Here is a 16,213-nt window from a genome sequence, read left to right as displayed (position 1 = left end):
GTGGCGATCAGTAGAGATCGACTCGGAATTTCGTGTTTTCCCAATAGAGTCTGGCCAGTTTCAGCAGCCGTTCTTGCGGGCTTTCGGGGAACTGGCGTTCAAAACGGTCGGCGATCTGGTCAAGGGCGGCGCGGCTGCCGGGGCCGAAGGCACCATCGACGCTGACATCGGCGCCAAGGTCGCGCATCAGTTGCTGCGCGCCGCCGTCCAGCGCGGATTTTCCGAGCCTTGTCAGCACCTTGCGGGCCTCGGACGCGGCTTCGGCGTTGCGCATGGTGGCGGCCTTGGCGGCGCGGGTGGCGGCATCGAACGGGGTGTAGCCCGCAGGTTTGCGGTTGGCGATGACCCAGGCGGCGTTAGCCCCGCCCCAGGCATCGCCCTGCGCCAGACCCCGGTCGTACCATTCGATCGCGCGGGCATCGTCGCGCCGCCCGCCGATCTGGCCGTTGACATACATCCGCCCGAGGCTCGAGGCCGCGGCGGGGTGGCCTTGCAGCGCGGCCTTGCGGAACAGTTCCTCGGCTTTTGCGTAATCGACCGGCTGGCCACCTGCGCCGGTGAGGGCGACAAAGCCCAGGTTGGCATAGCCATAGATATCGCCGCGCGCCGCACTTTCGCGCAGGTAGCGCAGGCCACGGGCGGGATCGTAGCGATCGCTGTTTTCTTCCAGGAAGTAGAGCCCCAGCGCGTTCATCGAAAAGGTGTGCCCCAGTTCCAGCGACCGCGACAGAAGGTCGAACCCGTTGCGGCGGTCGGCGTCGGTTTGCGGGAACTTCAACAGTTGCAGGCCCAGCGAGTGATAGGCGTAGGGATCGCCGCGCTGCACACCCTTCAGGAAGTAGGCCAGCGCCAGTTGCGGCGCTGCCTCGCGCGATTGGCCGCCCTGTTCGAGCGCGCGGGCAACCTCGACCGTGCCCAGCCCGTGATAGGCGCGGCTGTGGCCCAGATCGGCGGCTTCCTGGAACGCGGCTTGCGCGGCGTCGAGGTTCTTGAGCGCCAGATGCGCGCGGCCAAGCTGGTAGTGGAAGCGGCCCACGCCCGGGTCACGCGCAACGGCGGCCTCGCACGCGGCGAGCGCCGCGGCGGGTTCGATTTCGTTGGGGTAGCGAGCGAATCCCACGCTTTCGGGATCAAGGTGATCGCCCGCCTGGCGGTCGCAGGCATCGACCTCAAGCGCGACCTCGACGGGGCGGGTGGTGGCACCCAGTTGCAGTTCGAACCGGTCGGACAGTTGTGCGATTTCGGTAGTGCCGGGTTGGGTATCGCCGTCAAATTGGGTGGAATAGACGATGTCCTTCACCCGGTCAGAGGGTATTCGGATGTCGCGGGGCAGGGCCTCGAACCCCTTGGGGCCGGCCAGTTCCAGCCTGCCCGACCGGGGCGGAGCGCGCAGTGCAAAGCCCGCGCCCGGTTCGGGTGCGGTCAGCCGTGCGCCGATGGCGACGCGCCGGTCCAGGCGTTCGGCCAGGCTGAGCGGCGGCGCCGCGCCGGTGGGCGGGGCGGGTTCGGATTGCGCGTTGGCCGCCGCGCCCAGCACAATGGGTTCGACCAGCGACGAACTGGACCAGGGCACCTGAAGCTTGTCGGTTTCCAGATAGACCCTGCGGCGGATGTCCTTCATCAGTTCGTCGATGGGCCGGTCCGGGCTGGCGGCGGCAAGATCGACGAAGGCGCGGGTAAAGGGACTGTTGGCGCCCGTGCCATCGAGCGCGACCGCACCCGGCGAGGTTGAGAACAAGACCAGCGAATTGATCGGCGTGTCGAGCGCGGCAAAGCCGGTCTGCAGAGGGCGCGGGGTGTCTTCCAGCGAGACCAAGGCGCTTTGATCGGGGAAGGGGTTGTTGCGGCAGGAATCTAGTACCACCATCACCGAACGCGTGCGGGCGCTGAGCATCCCCATGACCGAGGACAGCGACACGGTGTTCATCGGCACGTCATGCACCGATCCCGGCGCCATGTCGGTGGGGATCAGATAGTTTCCGTCCCCGATCTGGACCCCGTGCCCGGCGTAGTAGAAGGCGAACTCGGCTCCGAATTCGACCTCGTAGAGCGCCTGGCGCAGAGCTGCCTCGAACCCCTGCTTGGTCAGGTCGCGATGCTCGGCCACGGTGAACCCGGCCTTGCGCAGAAGGTCCGCCACCAGCGCCGCGTCGGCGGCGGCGTTGGGCAGGTCTTCGGCATGGGTGTAGTCGGCATTGCCGATCACCAGCGCATAGCGCTGGGTGCTGGCCTGTTCGAGGTCAATCTCAAGCGCGGGTAGACCCCTCGCGTTGGGATTGCGGACCAGCGTGCGCAGTTTCCCCTGATCGTCCTGCGCCGCCACGGCCTGGGGAAGGACGAGCGACAGGCTCAGGGTCAGAAGCGCACCAAGAAGGGGCGCCGCGGGTCGCATCAGTTCCAGGCACCGGCCCCGGAGCCACCGGCCCCTCCGCCGCCACCGCCCGAGCCTCCGGCGTCACCGCCACCGCCCCCAGTGGCGGTCGGAGTGCTGGCGGCCCGGCGCAGCGGCGCCTGACGGGCGGGCCGGTTGCGGGTGGCATCGACGACGACGCCCCGATTGGCGGCGCGCAGTTCGTCGGCGGAAAGAAAGGCGGTGTTGGTTTGCAGCGCATCCAGCAATGGCAGGCTGACAAAGCCATTGGATGGCGCGCCGATGTCGCGCTGGAAGGTGCGGATCGCGGTTCGCGACCCGGCGGTGATGACCCCATCCGCGGGCTCGCGCAGGTAATTCAGCGTTCGCAGGCGGCCTTCGACCTCGACCCGTTGTTCGATGGACAGGGGCTGGTCGGCGGCGGGCCACCGGACGGCGGTAAAGGCGGCGGATTCGTATCCGGGCGGTGCGCAGGCGGCCAGAACGGCAAGCCCAAGGGCGCCAAGGCCGAAACGAAGCAAAGGTGTAGTCATAACGCTGCTGGTTCCCGACAAAATGATGTTGATAAAAAACTCGTACTAACTGTCAGGGTAACGTTGCGGAAGGAATCTGCCTACCCCCTCTTTGAGAGCGGGCACAGGGGCACGGTTATTTCTGACAATACATCGACGGTAAAAAATAATTACAGGGTACATCAGTCACCTTGGCGCTAGTTCTGTCCCGGCATCATCAGGTCGAGCACGTTCACCTCGGCCCGATCGGCGCGGTATTCGTAAATGTAGGTATGGCCTTCGATCGCTAGAAGGCGCACCGGACCGAAGAAGCGTGCGCCGCTTTCGGGATGCTCGGCCACAAGCCGCGCCATCCGCCGGTGAATGGCGTCGAGGAAGTGCAGAACATCCGGGATTTCGACGGGATCGACGTGATCGATCAGGCGCAGGATTGTCGTGTCGACCTCGGGCGCGAGGAGGATCGTGACGGCTATCGTCGGGCGTTACCGGGTTGTGCGGGCCGAAGCGCGGTCCCGAAGCGCGGCCAAATAGCCGTCGTCGGCGACGATCCCGTTGCCGTTGGCGGTGAGGTTTTTTATTCCGGTATGGCTCCTAATGCTGGGTTGCGTGTGGAAAGTGGAGCCAGAATGGCTTGTTTTGCAAGGAACGGTTGCTTGGCCCTCCCCGGATGTCCGTGTGAACTTCGGTTCCTACGAGCTTGTCATGGACGATCGCACTTGCGCCCCATGGGGCTGGGGGGCGTTATTCGGTGTCGTCATGATGTGGCATGCGGCGGGCTGAGTGTAGTGCGGTGGATCGGGGGCGCAGACCGCGCGCGGGTCACCTGTCGCGCGATCATTCGGCTGGTTGCGCGTTGGTGCCGACCTGCGCCGTATCTGTTGTGCCAACACCTTTGCGCAGAACGACGAACGCAAACAGTGCCATCGACAAAACCGTCAGGACCGAGCCAAGCTTGGCCAACCCTTCGCCTTGTCCCGTGATCGCCAGGACGATCCCCGGTGTGAGCACAAGAAACTTCGCCACTGTCAACAGGTAGTGCACCATCGCCAGGCACGCCGCAGCGGCCCGGGGTGTCAGGGCGTGTTAGGTTCCAAAGATAGACATGACCACGAAGCCGATCAGGTTGAGATAGCCATGCGCGGGCAACAGTATGTGGTCGTGGGTTGCGGACACCTGGATGCCTCAGATCATGCCGCAAAGTGCGAAGACCGCGCGGGTTGAATTAAACCTTGTTGCGATGGATGTCATGTATTTCTCCCTGTCTTGAGGCTGACGCAACCGAAGGTGCGGGTGTTCCTGTTCCCAGGGAAACGAATTAACGGAGAAAAATTCATAGGTAAAATCGTTTGATTTCCCTAATCATATAAGCTTGGCTAATTTATCTAGCTTTGATCTGAACCTGCTCCGGGTGCTGGACGCGCTTCTTCACGACCATTCCACGGTGAAAGCGGCGCAGCGCCGAAATCTCACTCAGCCTGCTGTCTCGGCTGCGCTGGCACGGTTGCGCGACGCATTTGGCGAAGAGTTGTTCTTTCGGCGCGGTCAGGGGTTGCAACCCACCTCTTTCGCGTTGTCGCCGTAGGCCGACGTGCGGGACGTGATGGACCGGATCGGACGCCTGATCCTGGGTCCCGGCGCATTTGATCCTTAGGTAGCGCAGAACCGGTTTCGGATTTCGGGCAGCGACTTCTTTGCCGAAATGCTGCTGCTCCGATTGGCGGTCCATCTGCAGACCGTTACACCCTCGATGCGCGTCCATTTGGTAGACCTTTTCCCCAAAAACTACGTGTACACGCTTGATCGGTGCGAGGTCGATATTGCGCTGATCGCAAGTATGGCTTCCCCTGACGGGACCGACAGCGCGCCTGTTTTCCAGTCGTCGTTTTCCGTGATTGCGCGGGACACACATCCGCGCCTTTCACAGGCCGGATTGGAGACAGGAGACAGGATGCCAATAGACCTTTTTTGCGACCTTGGGAATTTGATGTTCTCTCGCGAGGGCAAGGCCGCGCGAAGGGCGCGGACCTTGTTGCCGGTTCCCTCACGCCAGTGGCGGCGTCGGTCACCGCTCCTTGATCCGCATGCTCCAGGGCGCACCGCCGCCTTGGATGTGAAACAGGCGGTCTATGTGCGGGTATGCGCCGGTACGGTTTCGCGCGTCCTCGTTATGTTCGGTAAAGACGGCAGGACCATGCGTCGCCACTACGGTATTAGGACTCCGTGCGTCATCAGCAGATGTTGATAGACCGCGAACGATCCCTGCTTGCCGGGCTGGTTTTCGATGTACGCGACGAAATCGCCTGCGTCATCGGCCGTCTCCAGTCGCGCGCCCCCCTCGATGGACGGCAGGTTCTGAAGGTTCTCCTTGAACGAAGACGAGGGCTGGATCATCGGGCTGCCCTGTCTCTGACTATGGGGGGCGAAGGTTCCGGGTTCGGCATGGAAGATTATGCCGGGGTGGAATACCAGACCGCCTCACTTTAGCGAAGGCCACGCGGCAAGAGAGGTCGGAGAAAGATTCGATCCTGACGTGTTTCTTAGCATAAGGCGGCTTATCCGGAATCGGACCGACCGGAATTGGGGACATGGCCTGCCGCGCCGCCGGTCCGTTGCGGCCCTTCATGCGCACTAGGGACTGACTCGGGGCGGCGGGCACGGCACCGTCTCCTTTGGTCGCAGGGTGGAGGTGCCAATCGGGTCAACGGACATGAGCGGATTTTCCATCACCAGTCGGGGGTTTTGCGCCGGGGTCGTGGCCGCGACGATTGCGCGACCGGCCTTGGCCAGACCCGAAGCGCTGACCGCGCAGCCTGCGCGGGTTCAACTGGCGCACGCGCGATACGGCGCGGCCGAGGTCTGGTCTTATGACGAGACCTTCCCGGGGCCGTCCCTGCGGTTTCGACAGGGCACGCGCCTGACCCGGCAGCTGGTCAACAGGCTTGACTTTGCGACCAGCGTGCACGGCACGGCATCCGCATCGACAATGCCATGGACGGTGTCGCGGGGTTGACACAAGACGACGCGCCGCCGGGGGCACCTTCGACTATGACCGCGCGCTGCCCGATACGGGCACCTATTGGTATCACGCCCACACCAATTCAATTGAACAGGTGGCGCGCGGCCTGTCCGGCGCGCTGATCGTGGACCAACCCGACTCTCCGGACGTGAACCGCGACGAGGTCCTGGTGCTGGACGACTGGTTGCTGGACTTGGAGACTGGTGGGCTTGTGGAACCGTTCACCCTTCCGAAGGCGATGAGCCATGGCGGGCGCACCGGCAACCTGGTTGGCGTAAACGGGCGCTTTGATTTCAGCCTGACGGCGCAAAAGGGCGAACGGCTGCGCCTGCGCCTGAACAATGCGGCGAACGCGCGATTTTTTTCGCTGCGGTTGCAGGCGATGGCTGGCTGGATGGTGGCGCTGGACGGAACGCCGTTGGACGCGCCCGCCGTAGTGGCGGAGGAGATCACTGTTGCCCCTGCGCAGTGCGTCGATCTGATTGTCGACATAACCACGGATAAAGGCGCCCACGCGGAGCAGCTGACGTAGATGCAGTATGACAGTTGGCAGGCGTTGGTCGAGGTTGCCGTTGTGGGGCAATCTGCCCGCACGAAATGGCCCGCCCCTTCCCCGCAACCCGGGCATGGACCTGCCCGACCTGTCGCAGACACGCAGTCTTGAGATGGTGATGGAAGGCGGTGCGATGGCCGACATGGACAGCGCGGTCTTCAATGGCGAACGAATGGGCTTTCGCGCGCTGATCGATCGCGGTCAGTTCTGGGCGCTCTCCGGTCAGGCCGGTCGGTCGGACACGCCGTTTGCCAGCCTGTCGCGAGGCGAGGCGGTGCGGATTAGGTTGGTCAACCGGACGGCCTTTGCGCATGGGATGCATCTGCATGGCAGGCATTTCCGCGAACTGCCGGCCGATGGCAGCCTTGGCCCGATGCGCGACACGATCTTCAGCCTGCCGGATGTTCCGCAAGAGATAGCCTTTACCGCCGACAATCCCGGCAAATGGCTGCTGCACTGTCACATGCTGGCCCATGCCGCCGGCGGGATGACCACCTGGGTCGATGTCGCCTGGGGGCGACACGACGGGACAGCCGGCCCCGAAGCTTCAGCGGCTAAGGACGCCCGCGTCAAAGCCGCCGTTGCGCCAGCGGGTCAGCGCGACGGTGAAGTTCGGCCCCGGCAGTCCGTCCACCGTGCTGGTATAATAGCCTGCGGCGGCCAGCCGTAGCTGGACCTGCGCGATGGTGTCCCGCGACCATTCGCCGGTGCGTTCGGTCAGGTGTGTAAGGATCGCGCCGCTGTCTTCGGCCACGCCCCGCAACAGCTCGATCGCGGCCTCTTCCGGGTTGCGGTCGACGCCCCGGCCTTCGTCAAGAAGGATCGCGGCAGCGCGGTAGCCTTCGTGTTCGCCGTCGCGCGCCGCACGGCGGAAGTAATCCAGTGCCTCGGACGGATCGCCCACCCTGCCCTCTTGCGCCAGAACGCCCAAGTTGAAGGTTGCCTTGGCGGACCCGTCCCGCGCCGCGCGCCGCAACAGCGCGACCGCGCGGTCGGTGTCCTGCGGCAGAAGCGTGCCTTCGAAGAGCGTGATGGCGAGGTTGATCATGGCGTCGTGGCTGCCGGCGTTAGCCGCGGCTTCATAAAGCGCGAGCGCGCCGGGGATGTCCTGCGTCATGCCGGTGCCGTTTTCCATCAGTTGCGCAAGGCTGACCATTGCGCGCAGATCGCCCGCCCCGGCGGCGGTCTGATAGAGCGAGATCGCGCGGGCAAGATCGCCCGAAGACGCCGTCGCCCGCGCCAGAAGCGCCACGTAATGCGGCAGATCGGGTGATTGCGTGACCGCCGCCGAACAGGCACGGATCGCCGACACGGCGTTGTCCTGCAACCGGGCAAAGGGCACGCCCGCATTGCCTGCGGTGGCGTCGCGCGGGTGGGTCGCCAGCCGTTCGCACAGCGCCCCGGGCGAGGCATCGGACAGGGGCGGGATCAGCGCGATCAGTCGCGCGGCCTCGGTCGCATGAGTGCCTTCAGGGTAGCGTTCGACGTAGTATTCCAGCAGGGGCCGCAGGCGGCTGCGCCGGGCCAGTTGCCAGAGCTGTTCTTCCTCTTCGCCGGGATCGGTCGGCGTCAGCGACCGCGTCGCGGTGCCGGTTTCGAGCGAGGCCAGCGCTTCGCCGACATGGGATCCTTGCGGGTAGGTATCGACATAAAGCTTCAAAAGCACCGGGTCCTTCACGCTGGTGGCGACCTGATAGAGCAGGGTTTCCTGCGACACAGTTTCGGCGCTTGTGTCGAACACGAACTGTCGGGTCAGGGACAGGTTTTCGTAAGGAATCTGCTTGCCACCGGTGGCCGCCATCACGTCGCGCCGGACCGAGATCAGGAGGTCCGAGATGTTCTGCCCCGGTGTATAGAGGTGGTGCAGCAGCGCTTCGGTGAAAAAGCTGTTCCGCCCGGTGCCGTCATAGGCAACGTTGTCTGGCTGGGTGGCGTAGGAAAACAGGAAATCGGCCTCGTTTCCGATCCGGGCCAGGCCGCTGCCCACGGCGGGGTCGTCTTGCAGGACGGCGCCGAAGGGATTGTCGCGGCAGGCATCAAGAAAGACCAGCTTGATCCCCTTGGCGGCATTCATCGCCTGCAGGATCGCCTGCACCGGGACGGTCTGATCGGAGACGTCCGCGGCGCGGGCAATGGCGGCATCGGTGGGCAAGAGATAGTTGCGCCCGTCCACCTGGAACCCGTGCCCGGCATAATAGAACAGCGCGACATCGGCACCAGCCACGGCTTCAGTGAACTGGTCGGCGGCCTGTAGCATCCGGGCGCGGCTGAGGTTGCGGCCGAAATAGACCTTGAACCCCAACCCTTCGAGCGCAACCGAGATGTCGAGCGCGTCGTTCTGCGGGTTCTTCAGCGACCCGACCGATGCGTAGTCGGAATTGCCGATGACCAGCGCGACGCGGTCCTGGGCCAGCCCGACCCCGGCCATGCCCAGAAGTATCCCGGCGACGAGGATCAGACGCAGAAAGGCCCGCATGGATCAGAGCCCGACCGCGCGCGACAATTCGATGCCGACGCTGTCGACCGCCGCGGCGACGCGGGTGATGGTCTGGGTCTGGACGCTGGCCAGTTCCGGATCGTCGGCCCGCACAAAGCTGATCGCCTTACGGATCTCGGTCGAAGCAGTTTCCATCGCGCCGCGGGCTTCGTTGATCGCGTCGCGGCGTATCGCCGCCCGTTCGGCCGCGGTGGTGGCACCCGCCAGCCGCTGCGTGGCCCGCGCGCGCGAGGCGTCGATGCTACGCCGCGCGTCCTGAACGATCCGGGCCACGTTCTCCATCCCAGGCGGCAGGTCGGTGGCGATCTCGTCCAGCTTGTTGGCGAAATCATTGAGCGCGTCCGAGAGGCAGGCAAGGTAGCGCGTCACGTCGGCATCGCTTTGCGAACAGGCGGTGGCGGCGATTTCCAGCGTGCCGGCGATGTCGTTGACCGTGCCGAGCGTGCGTTCGGCATCTCGCAGGGCGGGCGATACGGCGACAAGGGTTGTGCCCCCCGCCGCTCCCGCGCCGATCCCCGACGGTGGAACCGTGCCCGGCTGGCCCAGCGTCAGCTGGATCGTGTCGGTCGGGTTGGGCAGGTCGAAGCCGATGCTGATCGGCGGGCGCGGGATGAAATCCTGTGCCCCTTCGCCAACGGTCATGAGCCCCGGCTGATAGGTGATGTCATAGTTTTCCAATCCCGTGCCGACCGCATCAGCGATGTCGATCGGATAGGGGCTGTTTGCCACCAGCGCAGACCGTGGCGCGCCAAGCGAGGACAGCGTTGCGCTGTCAACCGCATCGCCGGGCACGGCCAGGTCCGAGGTCGTGAACTCGGTCCCGTCGAAGGTGAAGAGGTCGCCGAAGGGTTTGGTCTGGTCATTGGCGCGGATGGTCAGGGGCGCGCGGTCGACAAACAGCGTTCCGGCGTCGTAGCTGATGTCGTAGTTCGACAGGCCCGTTCCCGAGGCCGCATCTGGCGTGATGAGGTAAGTCCCATCACCCACCGGCGACGAGCCCGCGGCGCCACTGCTGGTCAGAACGACGCTGTCGACGCTGTCGTCTAACAGAAGCCCGTTAGTCGTGAATTCCGTCCCCGCGAAGGTGAGGGTATCGCCGTAGGTCTTGGTCCGGTCGTTGGCGGTAATGGTCAGGGTGGATGGCAGGACCGTCAGTTCAGCCGGGTTGTAGGTGATGGTGTAGTTTTCCAGCCCGGTCCCATCGGCAAAATCGCCGGTGATCGCGTAAGGATTGCCTGCCACCGGGGCGGACCCTGCAGCACCGTCGCTGTCGACGCGCACATCGGTCACGGTGTCGTCAAAAAGCAGGCCGGTGACGGTATAGTCAACGAACTCCCCGCCCACGAAGAGCAGGGTATCGCCATAGACCTTACTGCGGTCGGACATGTCGATGGACAGGGGCGCAGGATCGACCGTCAGGGTGCCGTCGATCAGGGTCAGTTCGTAGTTGTCGAGGCCAAAGCCCACAGGCGCGGAGGGTGTGATCGCGTAGGGGCTGTCGCCCACGTTGGCGATGGCGAATGCGCCGTCGCTGGTCAGCGTGACGGTGTCGACCCCGTCTTCGAAGAGGAAGCCCGAGGTGGTGAAGGCCGTCGCGCCGAGGTCGATTGTGGTGCCGTAGGTCTTGGACTGGTCGAGCGCGGTCAGCGTGGCCGGGGCCGGATCAACGGTCAGGCCACCGGGATCATAGGTGATGGCGTAGTTCGACAGACCGGTGCCGACGGCGGCTGAAGGCTCGATCAGATAGGGACCACCCGGAACCGAGGCATCGACAAACGCGCCGTCGCTGGTCAGGGTGACACTGGTCAGGGTGTCCGCGAAATAAAGGGGCGTGTTCGTGAACTCGGTCCCGGCGAAGGTAACTTCTTCGCCGTAGGTCTTGGTTGCGTCGTTTGCCGTGATGACCAGCGGCGCGGGCGTGATTTCATAACCCGCGGGCAGATCGACCACGCGGTAGCTCAGGCCCAGCGTGCTGTCCAGCGCCGTGGTCGCCAGCGTGAATTGCCCAGTGCCGACATTTTCGTCGGGGAAGACGAGGTTGGTGAAGACCGGGCTGGTGTCGAGCGTATCGCCTGAGGGCGAGAAGACATAGACAGCCGGCCCGCCGGCGATGCTTCCGGTGGTCGCGGCGGTGGGAGTCGTTCCGTATTGCAGGGTCACCGGATCGGGGCGCGCAAAGAGCACCTGGTCGATGGTGTAGATCGCGGGATAGAACCCGGCCTCACCCGGGGCCCAGACAGCAGCGAAATCCCAGTTGGTGGTATCGGCCCGCGCGATGAAGGCGGCGGTGTTTTCGAAATCCGTCGTGTTCAGCGGCGTGCCATAGCCCGCCCGCGTGCCAGGCACCTGCCCCGACGTGTCAAGATCCCAGAAGGACTGTGTGACCGACGTGGTGGGGTCGAAGGTGACGTCGTCCCCGAAACTGTTCAAGCCGATCAGCCCGCCGGTGGCCGCAAAGCCGCCGGTGGCTCTGACCGCGCCGCTGGCGTGGACGTTGGCGATTGTCCCGTCGACGGTAAATCCCGCGAACCCGCCGACCCGCTGGTTCTGGTCGCTTGCCGAGGTCACCAGACCAAGTGCGTAGCTGTCTAAAATATCGCCGGCTTCGTTTGCGCCGGTATGGCCACCGACATTGACCGGTACGCCCGGCGCGTTCACCGTCACAGTGGCATAAGACGCGGTCCGGCCGATGGTCGCGGGGCTTTCGACAAAATCGTTGACCCCTGCAAAGCCGCCGATTCCAGCGGCGGGAGATCCGGTAACTATCGGGTCGGCGGTTTGGAAAACCACGTTTCCACCGCTGACGGAATCGGTGACCGCGCCGCCGTTTTCGCCGATGAAGCCACCGACATTGGCGTTCTGCGTCGATGTGACCTGAACCTGTCCGGTCGCGTTCGAGGCGGTCGCGACCCCGGTATCCCAGTTGACGCCAATCACGCCGCCGATGCCGGACACCGTCTGCTGGGTCGAGGCTTGGATCGACGCCGTGACGCTGGAAGCTGTCTCGCTGTCGCTGATCGTGCCGCCGTTGGTGCCGACAAGACCGCCCGTGGCGGTCCGGTCGTTGGTCAAGACATCGACCGTCCCAAGCGCTCCCGAATCGGAGACCGTCCCCAGGTTCAAGCCGACCACCCCCCCGGCAGAAAGCCCCCGGTCAAGCGCGAAGCCCGAAAGATCGCCACCGAAGGCGCTGCCGGTCACGGTCCCCTCGTTGCGCCCGATCAGGCCACCAGCCACGCCGCCCCAGATGATCGGAGTATCCCCCAGCAGAAGCTGACCCGCCTGCCCCTGCACCGACCCGATCAGTTCGACGGTTGACACGGTGCCCGCGTTCGACGCGGCCAGACCGCCGACATTCCCGCCCGAGACATCGGTGTTCGACAGGTTGAGATTGGACACCGACCCGCCCGCATCGATGGCCAGGAACAGGCCGGCATCATCCGTGTCCTGATCCGTGTAGAGACCGTCGATCGTGTTGCCCCGCCCGTCGAGCGAGCCGGAGAACCCGGCGATGGCCTCCTCGCCGATCGGGTTGAAGCCGCCGAAACCTTCGCCGAAATCGTCCCAGAATTCGGTTCCGGTCGCGTCGATACGTCCGCCGAGGGCGAAATGGTTGGACAGAAGGTTTCGGGAATCGACGCCCTGCAACCCGTACACATCGGCAAGGATATGGGGATCGGCGAGCGTCCCGGTGCCGCCGGACACACGCAGGAAGCTCGCCTGGTCCGAACGTAAGGCGAAATCGGTGGCCGAAAAGACCGGAAGTGTGGTCAGGAAGGCCTGCGTTTGCGGGTTCTGCACCCAGTCGCCACGGTTCAGGCGGAATCGGTCCACGGCAACCGTGCCGGTGTCGAGAGTGGTGATCGTGCCACCGGCGTCCAGCGTCAGCCCGCCGATCGGCGCCGTGATCGCGGCCTGAATGTCGATGTCGTTGAAGGCCTGCAGCGTCAGGCTGCTGGTCGACGACCAACTGACCGGGTCGACGACGATGATGTCCCCGGCCTCGGTCCCGGCCACGCTGTCATTTTCGGTGCGCACCGTGATGCTGGTGGTGGCGAGGTTGGTCTCGAGCGTTGCGACGTTCAGGTTCGAGGGGGAACTGAACGGATCGAAGCTGGTGCCGATCAGGAACACGTTGCTGTCTGCGGCGTTGCTGATCGTCACGTCATAAGGGTCGAGCAGCAGCGACCCGTTGGTGCCCAGGGGCGCAGAGGTGTCGACGATCCCGGAAAAAGCGAGACGCGCCTTGCTCGACACTTCGACAAAGCCGCCATCGCCGCCCTCGGTGCCGCCCTGCGCTTCGATCTGGCCACCATAGGCGTTGCCCAGATCGGACCACAACACCACGCGACCGCCATCGCCGAAGTTGAGCGCATTGGCGGTGATGAGCGTGCCGCTGTCGCCGGTGACGAATTCGGCATGCGGCAGCGTCCCTTGGCCATGGAAATCGCCGCCAATACGGATCAGGCCGCCGCCGCCGTCGCCGCTGGCGTCGATCTGCGCGCCTTCAAGGGCGATGCGCGCGCCGGTGATGTCGATTGCTCCACCGGTTGGCCGTGTCTGCGGGCGGAGCGAGCTTTCGACTGTGACGCTGGGCGCGACGATGCGCGGCTTGACGGAGCGGGTTCTGACCTTGCCAGTCACCTTGACGGTGCCACCGCCGCCGCCCAGCACGATCGCGCCGTTCCGGACCGAAACCGACCGCGCCTCGGCCACGCCGGACAGGTTGATCGCGTTGCGCGCGGCGTTGCGGGCGGTGGCGGCCTTGATCTCGATCCGGCCCCCATTGGCGCTGAGCTTGCCCGAGTTCTTGATCAGTGCGCTGTCGTCCCCGTCATCGTCGGACGGCAGGGCCACCTGCAGGAACCCGTCGCCGGACAGATCGAGCGTCACGCGTTCGCCCGCCGCCAGCCCGATCCGGCCCAGCGGCACGGTGATGGTGCCGGCGTTATCCACGCGCCCGCCCAGAAGCGCGGCATAGCCGCCCTGCCCTACGGTGACGGTGCCCCGGTTGGTCACGCTCGCCGAAGCGCCGTTGCCGCCAAAGGTCAGGCGGCCTTCGTTGAAATCCTGGTCCGAGATGTCGAGCGTCGAGGCAACAAAGCCACCCCCAGTTTCGACCACGCCGTCGCGGCCTATGAGGATGCCGTTGGGGTTGACCACATGCACCTGCCCGACGGCGGTCAGGCGGCCATGGATGCGGCTGTCGGTGTCTCCGGTCACGCGGTTCAGGATCGCGCTGTCCCGCGACGGCTGGCGGATGTCGACGGACGCGCCCGCGCCGATGTTGAAGCTTTGCCAGTTGACCACCGCCCGGTCGGACCCCTGGGTGATGGTCATGGTTGATGCATCGGGCGTGGCGATGGCCACGTTGCCCGAGGCAACGCTACCGCCGGTGGGCAGCGGATCGGCCCAAGCGAGGCAGGGCACCGCAACGATGACGGTGCTGGCGTAAAGCGCGGCTCTCAGGCGTCGGGTGCGCTCAGAACCGGAAATTGCCCGAAATGCTGAAGCGTGTGTCGTCCGGGCCATCGTCCCGTTCCCCCTTGCCAAATTCTATTCTCAATGCATTGGACCGGTAACGTGAGCCGGTCTGTGAAATCAGGTCGACCCCCAGGCCATAGGCGCGGGCGGATTCGTGCGAGGCCTCGACAGCCGTGGGTTCTTCGATGCTGACCGCCCCGGCTCCGGCAAAGAGGTAGGGGCTGACCACCATCGGCAGGCCTTGCAGCTCGACGCGCGTCGGATGCGACAGCTCGGTCCTAAGGACCCAGCCGCTGTCGCCGCGCAGGCTGCCGCCATCGAATGCCGACAATTCGCCGGGACCGGCGATGCTGAACTGTTCCGAGGTCAGAAGCGGATCGCCGAAGGATGTCTGGAAGCGGCCCGTGACGCTGAGCGCGAACCGCTCGCCCAATGCGCGCTGATGGGACACCGACCCGGCGAGCTTGGTAAAGACCGCATCCGCCCCGTCGCGCGACAGGGGCGTGTCGCCCGCCGCGTCGGCGGCGGTGCGCGCGCCAAAGGCGTCGATCCCGCGCGACAGGATCACACCGGCCTCGGACACCCCGCCATCGGCATAGGTGTGGCTAAGGTTCACGCCCGCGCGCAGGACGGTCAGCCTGTCTTCGAAGACGGTGATGTCGCCCGTGGTCAATTTCTGCCGGTCGAGTGACCGGTCCAGTACGAACTGGGTCGTCAGGTTGGTCTGGCGTGACCGGATCCACGGGTAGATCGCGCGCAGCGACTGGCGGTCGAAATCGGATCGCGTGGGCGCCTCGTCGGTGTCGAGCGTCGTGTCGCTGGCGGTGAGTTCGAGGTTCAGCGCAAAGCCAGAGGGACCGATGGGCACAACCGCGCCCGCGGCCAGAATCCGGTAGTTTGGATCGCCCGACAGGATTTCGCCCGGCGAAGCGGCCAGACGGCCATAGATGGTTTCGCCAAACTTGAAGGGGCTGTTCAGTTCGACCCCGGCGTTCAGCACGAAGGCGCCTAGATCGTCGGGGGCGAAGTTGTCGAAGCCGACAAAGCCCGTCACCTTGCGGAATTGGGGATCAAGTGCGATGACCGTGCCGCCCGGGCGCTGGCCTGCGGCAAGCGCCGATCCCAGCGCTACGCCGGACACGTCGCCTGCCAGCAGCAGCTGGCGTTCCAGTTCGGACAGGCTCACGCCCCTGCGGTTCACCAGCGGTCCGGTCAGCGCTTTGATCCGCGCGCGGATCTCGGGCGGAGTGTTGGTGATGTCGACCGCTTCAACAAAGCCGTCGACGACGGTGACCCTCAGCCGTCCGCCATCGCGCAGGGTCTGCTGCGGCAGCACCACCCGCGCCAGCACGAACCCGGCCTCGGCATAGGCGGCTTCCAGAGCGGCGGTGGCCTCGAACAGGTCCGACACTGGGACGCGCCCGCGCGTCAGCCGTGCCTCGAGCGCGGCGTTGGCGTCGGCCATCTGGGGGAATCCGCCCTCCAGCGTGACGCCCGACAGGGTGATGCCGATCTGTTCCGATCCCGGGGGCGCCTGCGTTCCGGCCTGCCCGGTGAACACGACCGAGCCCGAGAGGTTGCGCAAGGGCGGCTGGAATGTTTCGGGCGTGACCTCGCTGGCCGACTGCGCGAAGGCGGCGCCCGGTCCCAGCGCGAGGATCGTCGCCAAAACGGCCAGTGCGCGTTTCCAGAATGTCGCGCGGCCAGACGCCGCGACCGTTGTGTCGGTCATGCCGAAGTCACCCCAAATCAATTCTGAAAAATAAGAACCCGAGACCAG

At 65.2% G+C, this 16,213-nt stretch carries 12 protein-coding genes and 2 pseudogenes; 5 read left to right on the top strand and 9 right to left on the bottom strand.

Annotated features, from left to right (window positions below):
• Nucleotides 1–7 precede the first annotated feature (7 nt).
• The 4 genes from ACFQ4E_RS14835 to ACFQ4E_RS14820 form a co-directional block, all read right to left on the bottom strand.
• Nucleotides 8–2,323, bottom strand: a complete 2,316-nt coding sequence (locus tag ACFQ4E_RS14835) for a caspase family protein (RefSeq protein ID WP_386804882.1) — start codon at nt 2,321–2,323, stop codon at nt 8–10.
• 68 nt (nt 2,324–2,391) lie between these two features.
• On the bottom strand, nt 2,392–2,904 hold the full coding sequence (locus ACFQ4E_RS14830) for a peptidoglycan-binding protein (protein WP_386804880.1): 513 nt from the start codon (nt 2,902–2,904) through the stop codon (nt 2,392–2,394).
• 176 nt (nt 2,905–3,080) lie between these two features.
• Complete coding sequence (locus tag ACFQ4E_RS14825) at nt 3,081–3,224, bottom strand: hypothetical protein (RefSeq protein ID WP_386804878.1); 144 nt, start codon at nt 3,222–3,224, stop codon at nt 3,081–3,083.
• A gap of 493 nt (nt 3,225–3,717) precedes the next feature.
• Entirely contained in the window at nt 3,718–3,927 is a 210-nt protein-coding gene (locus ACFQ4E_RS14820; RefSeq protein WP_386804876.1) for a hypothetical protein, read from the bottom strand.
• Between the two features lie 325 nt (nt 3,928–4,252).
• Here ACFQ4E_RS14820 and ACFQ4E_RS14815 point away from each other — a divergent pair, with 325 nt between their 5' ends.
• Nucleotides 4,253–4,465, top strand: a complete 213-nt coding sequence (locus tag ACFQ4E_RS14815) for a LysR family transcriptional regulator (protein ID WP_386804874.1) — start codon at nt 4,253–4,255, stop codon at nt 4,463–4,465.
• Between the two features lie 480 nt (nt 4,466–4,945).
• Here the strand turns inward: ACFQ4E_RS14815 and ACFQ4E_RS14810 are convergent, their stop codons facing one another.
• Both ACFQ4E_RS14810 and ACFQ4E_RS14805 read right to left on the bottom strand, forming a co-directional pair.
• Complete coding sequence (locus ACFQ4E_RS14810; protein ID WP_386804872.1) at nt 4,946–5,086, bottom strand: DUF2322 family protein; 141 nt, start codon at nt 5,084–5,086, stop codon at nt 4,946–4,948.
• A complete protein-coding gene (locus tag ACFQ4E_RS14805; RefSeq protein WP_386804870.1) occupies nt 5,086–5,274 on the bottom strand; it encodes a DUF2322 family protein in 189 nt (62 codons plus the stop codon). Before ACFQ4E_RS14805 ends, ACFQ4E_RS14810 begins: the two co-directional genes overlap by 1 nt.
• Nucleotides 5,275–5,590: 316 nt before the next feature.
• Between ACFQ4E_RS14805 and ACFQ4E_RS14800 the strand changes: the two genes are divergently transcribed.
• From ACFQ4E_RS14800 to ACFQ4E_RS14785, 4 genes and pseudogenes are all read left to right on the top strand, one after another.
• On the top strand, nt 5,591–5,893 hold the full coding sequence (locus tag ACFQ4E_RS14800; protein ID WP_386804869.1) for a multicopper oxidase domain-containing protein: 303 nt from the start codon (nt 5,591–5,593) through the stop codon (nt 5,891–5,893).
• Nucleotides 5,823–5,978 (top strand): annotated as a pseudogene (locus ACFQ4E_RS14795) (hypothetical protein); the annotation flags it as partial. The gene ACFQ4E_RS14800 and the pseudogene ACFQ4E_RS14795, both read left to right, overlap by 71 nt.
• Before the next feature lie 15 nt (nt 5,979–5,993).
• Nucleotides 5,994–6,431: a hypothetical protein gene (locus ACFQ4E_RS14790; RefSeq protein WP_386804901.1), complete on the top strand. Its 438-nt coding sequence runs from the start codon at nt 5,994–5,996 to the stop codon at nt 6,429–6,431.
• 7 nt (nt 6,432–6,438) lie between these two features.
• Nucleotides 6,439–6,900 (top strand): annotated as a pseudogene (locus ACFQ4E_RS14785) (multicopper oxidase domain-containing protein); the annotation flags it as partial.
• A gap of 99 nt (nt 6,901–6,999) precedes the next feature.
• Here the strand turns inward: ACFQ4E_RS14785 and ACFQ4E_RS14780 are convergent.
• Genes ACFQ4E_RS14780 through ACFQ4E_RS14770 form a run of 3 tightly spaced genes read right to left on the bottom strand, consistent with a single transcriptional unit; the run spans nt 7,000 to nt 16,165 of the window.
• A complete protein-coding gene (locus ACFQ4E_RS14780; protein WP_386804868.1) occupies nt 7,000–8,928 on the bottom strand; it encodes a caspase family protein in 1,929 nt (642 codons plus the stop codon).
• A gap of 3 nt (nt 8,929–8,931) precedes the next feature.
• Nucleotides 8,932–14,379 (bottom strand): MBG domain-containing protein, encoded by a 5,448-nt coding sequence (locus tag ACFQ4E_RS14775; protein ID WP_386804900.1) that lies wholly within the window; start codon nt 14,377–14,379, stop codon nt 8,932–8,934.
• Between the two features lie 52 nt (nt 14,380–14,431).
• On the bottom strand, nt 14,432–16,165 hold the full coding sequence (locus tag ACFQ4E_RS14770) for a ShlB/FhaC/HecB family hemolysin secretion/activation protein (protein WP_386804866.1): 1,734 nt from the start codon (nt 16,163–16,165) through the stop codon (nt 14,432–14,434).
• Nucleotides 16,166–16,213 lie beyond the last annotated feature (48 nt).

Origin of the sequence: Litorisediminicola beolgyonensis, from assembly GCF_042679605.1 — a bacterium.
In the GTDB taxonomy this organism is placed as follows: Bacteria; Pseudomonadota; Alphaproteobacteria; order Rhodobacterales; family Rhodobacteraceae; genus Litorisediminicola; species Litorisediminicola beolgyonensis.
This window is presented reverse-complemented; position numbering and strand designations above follow the sequence as displayed.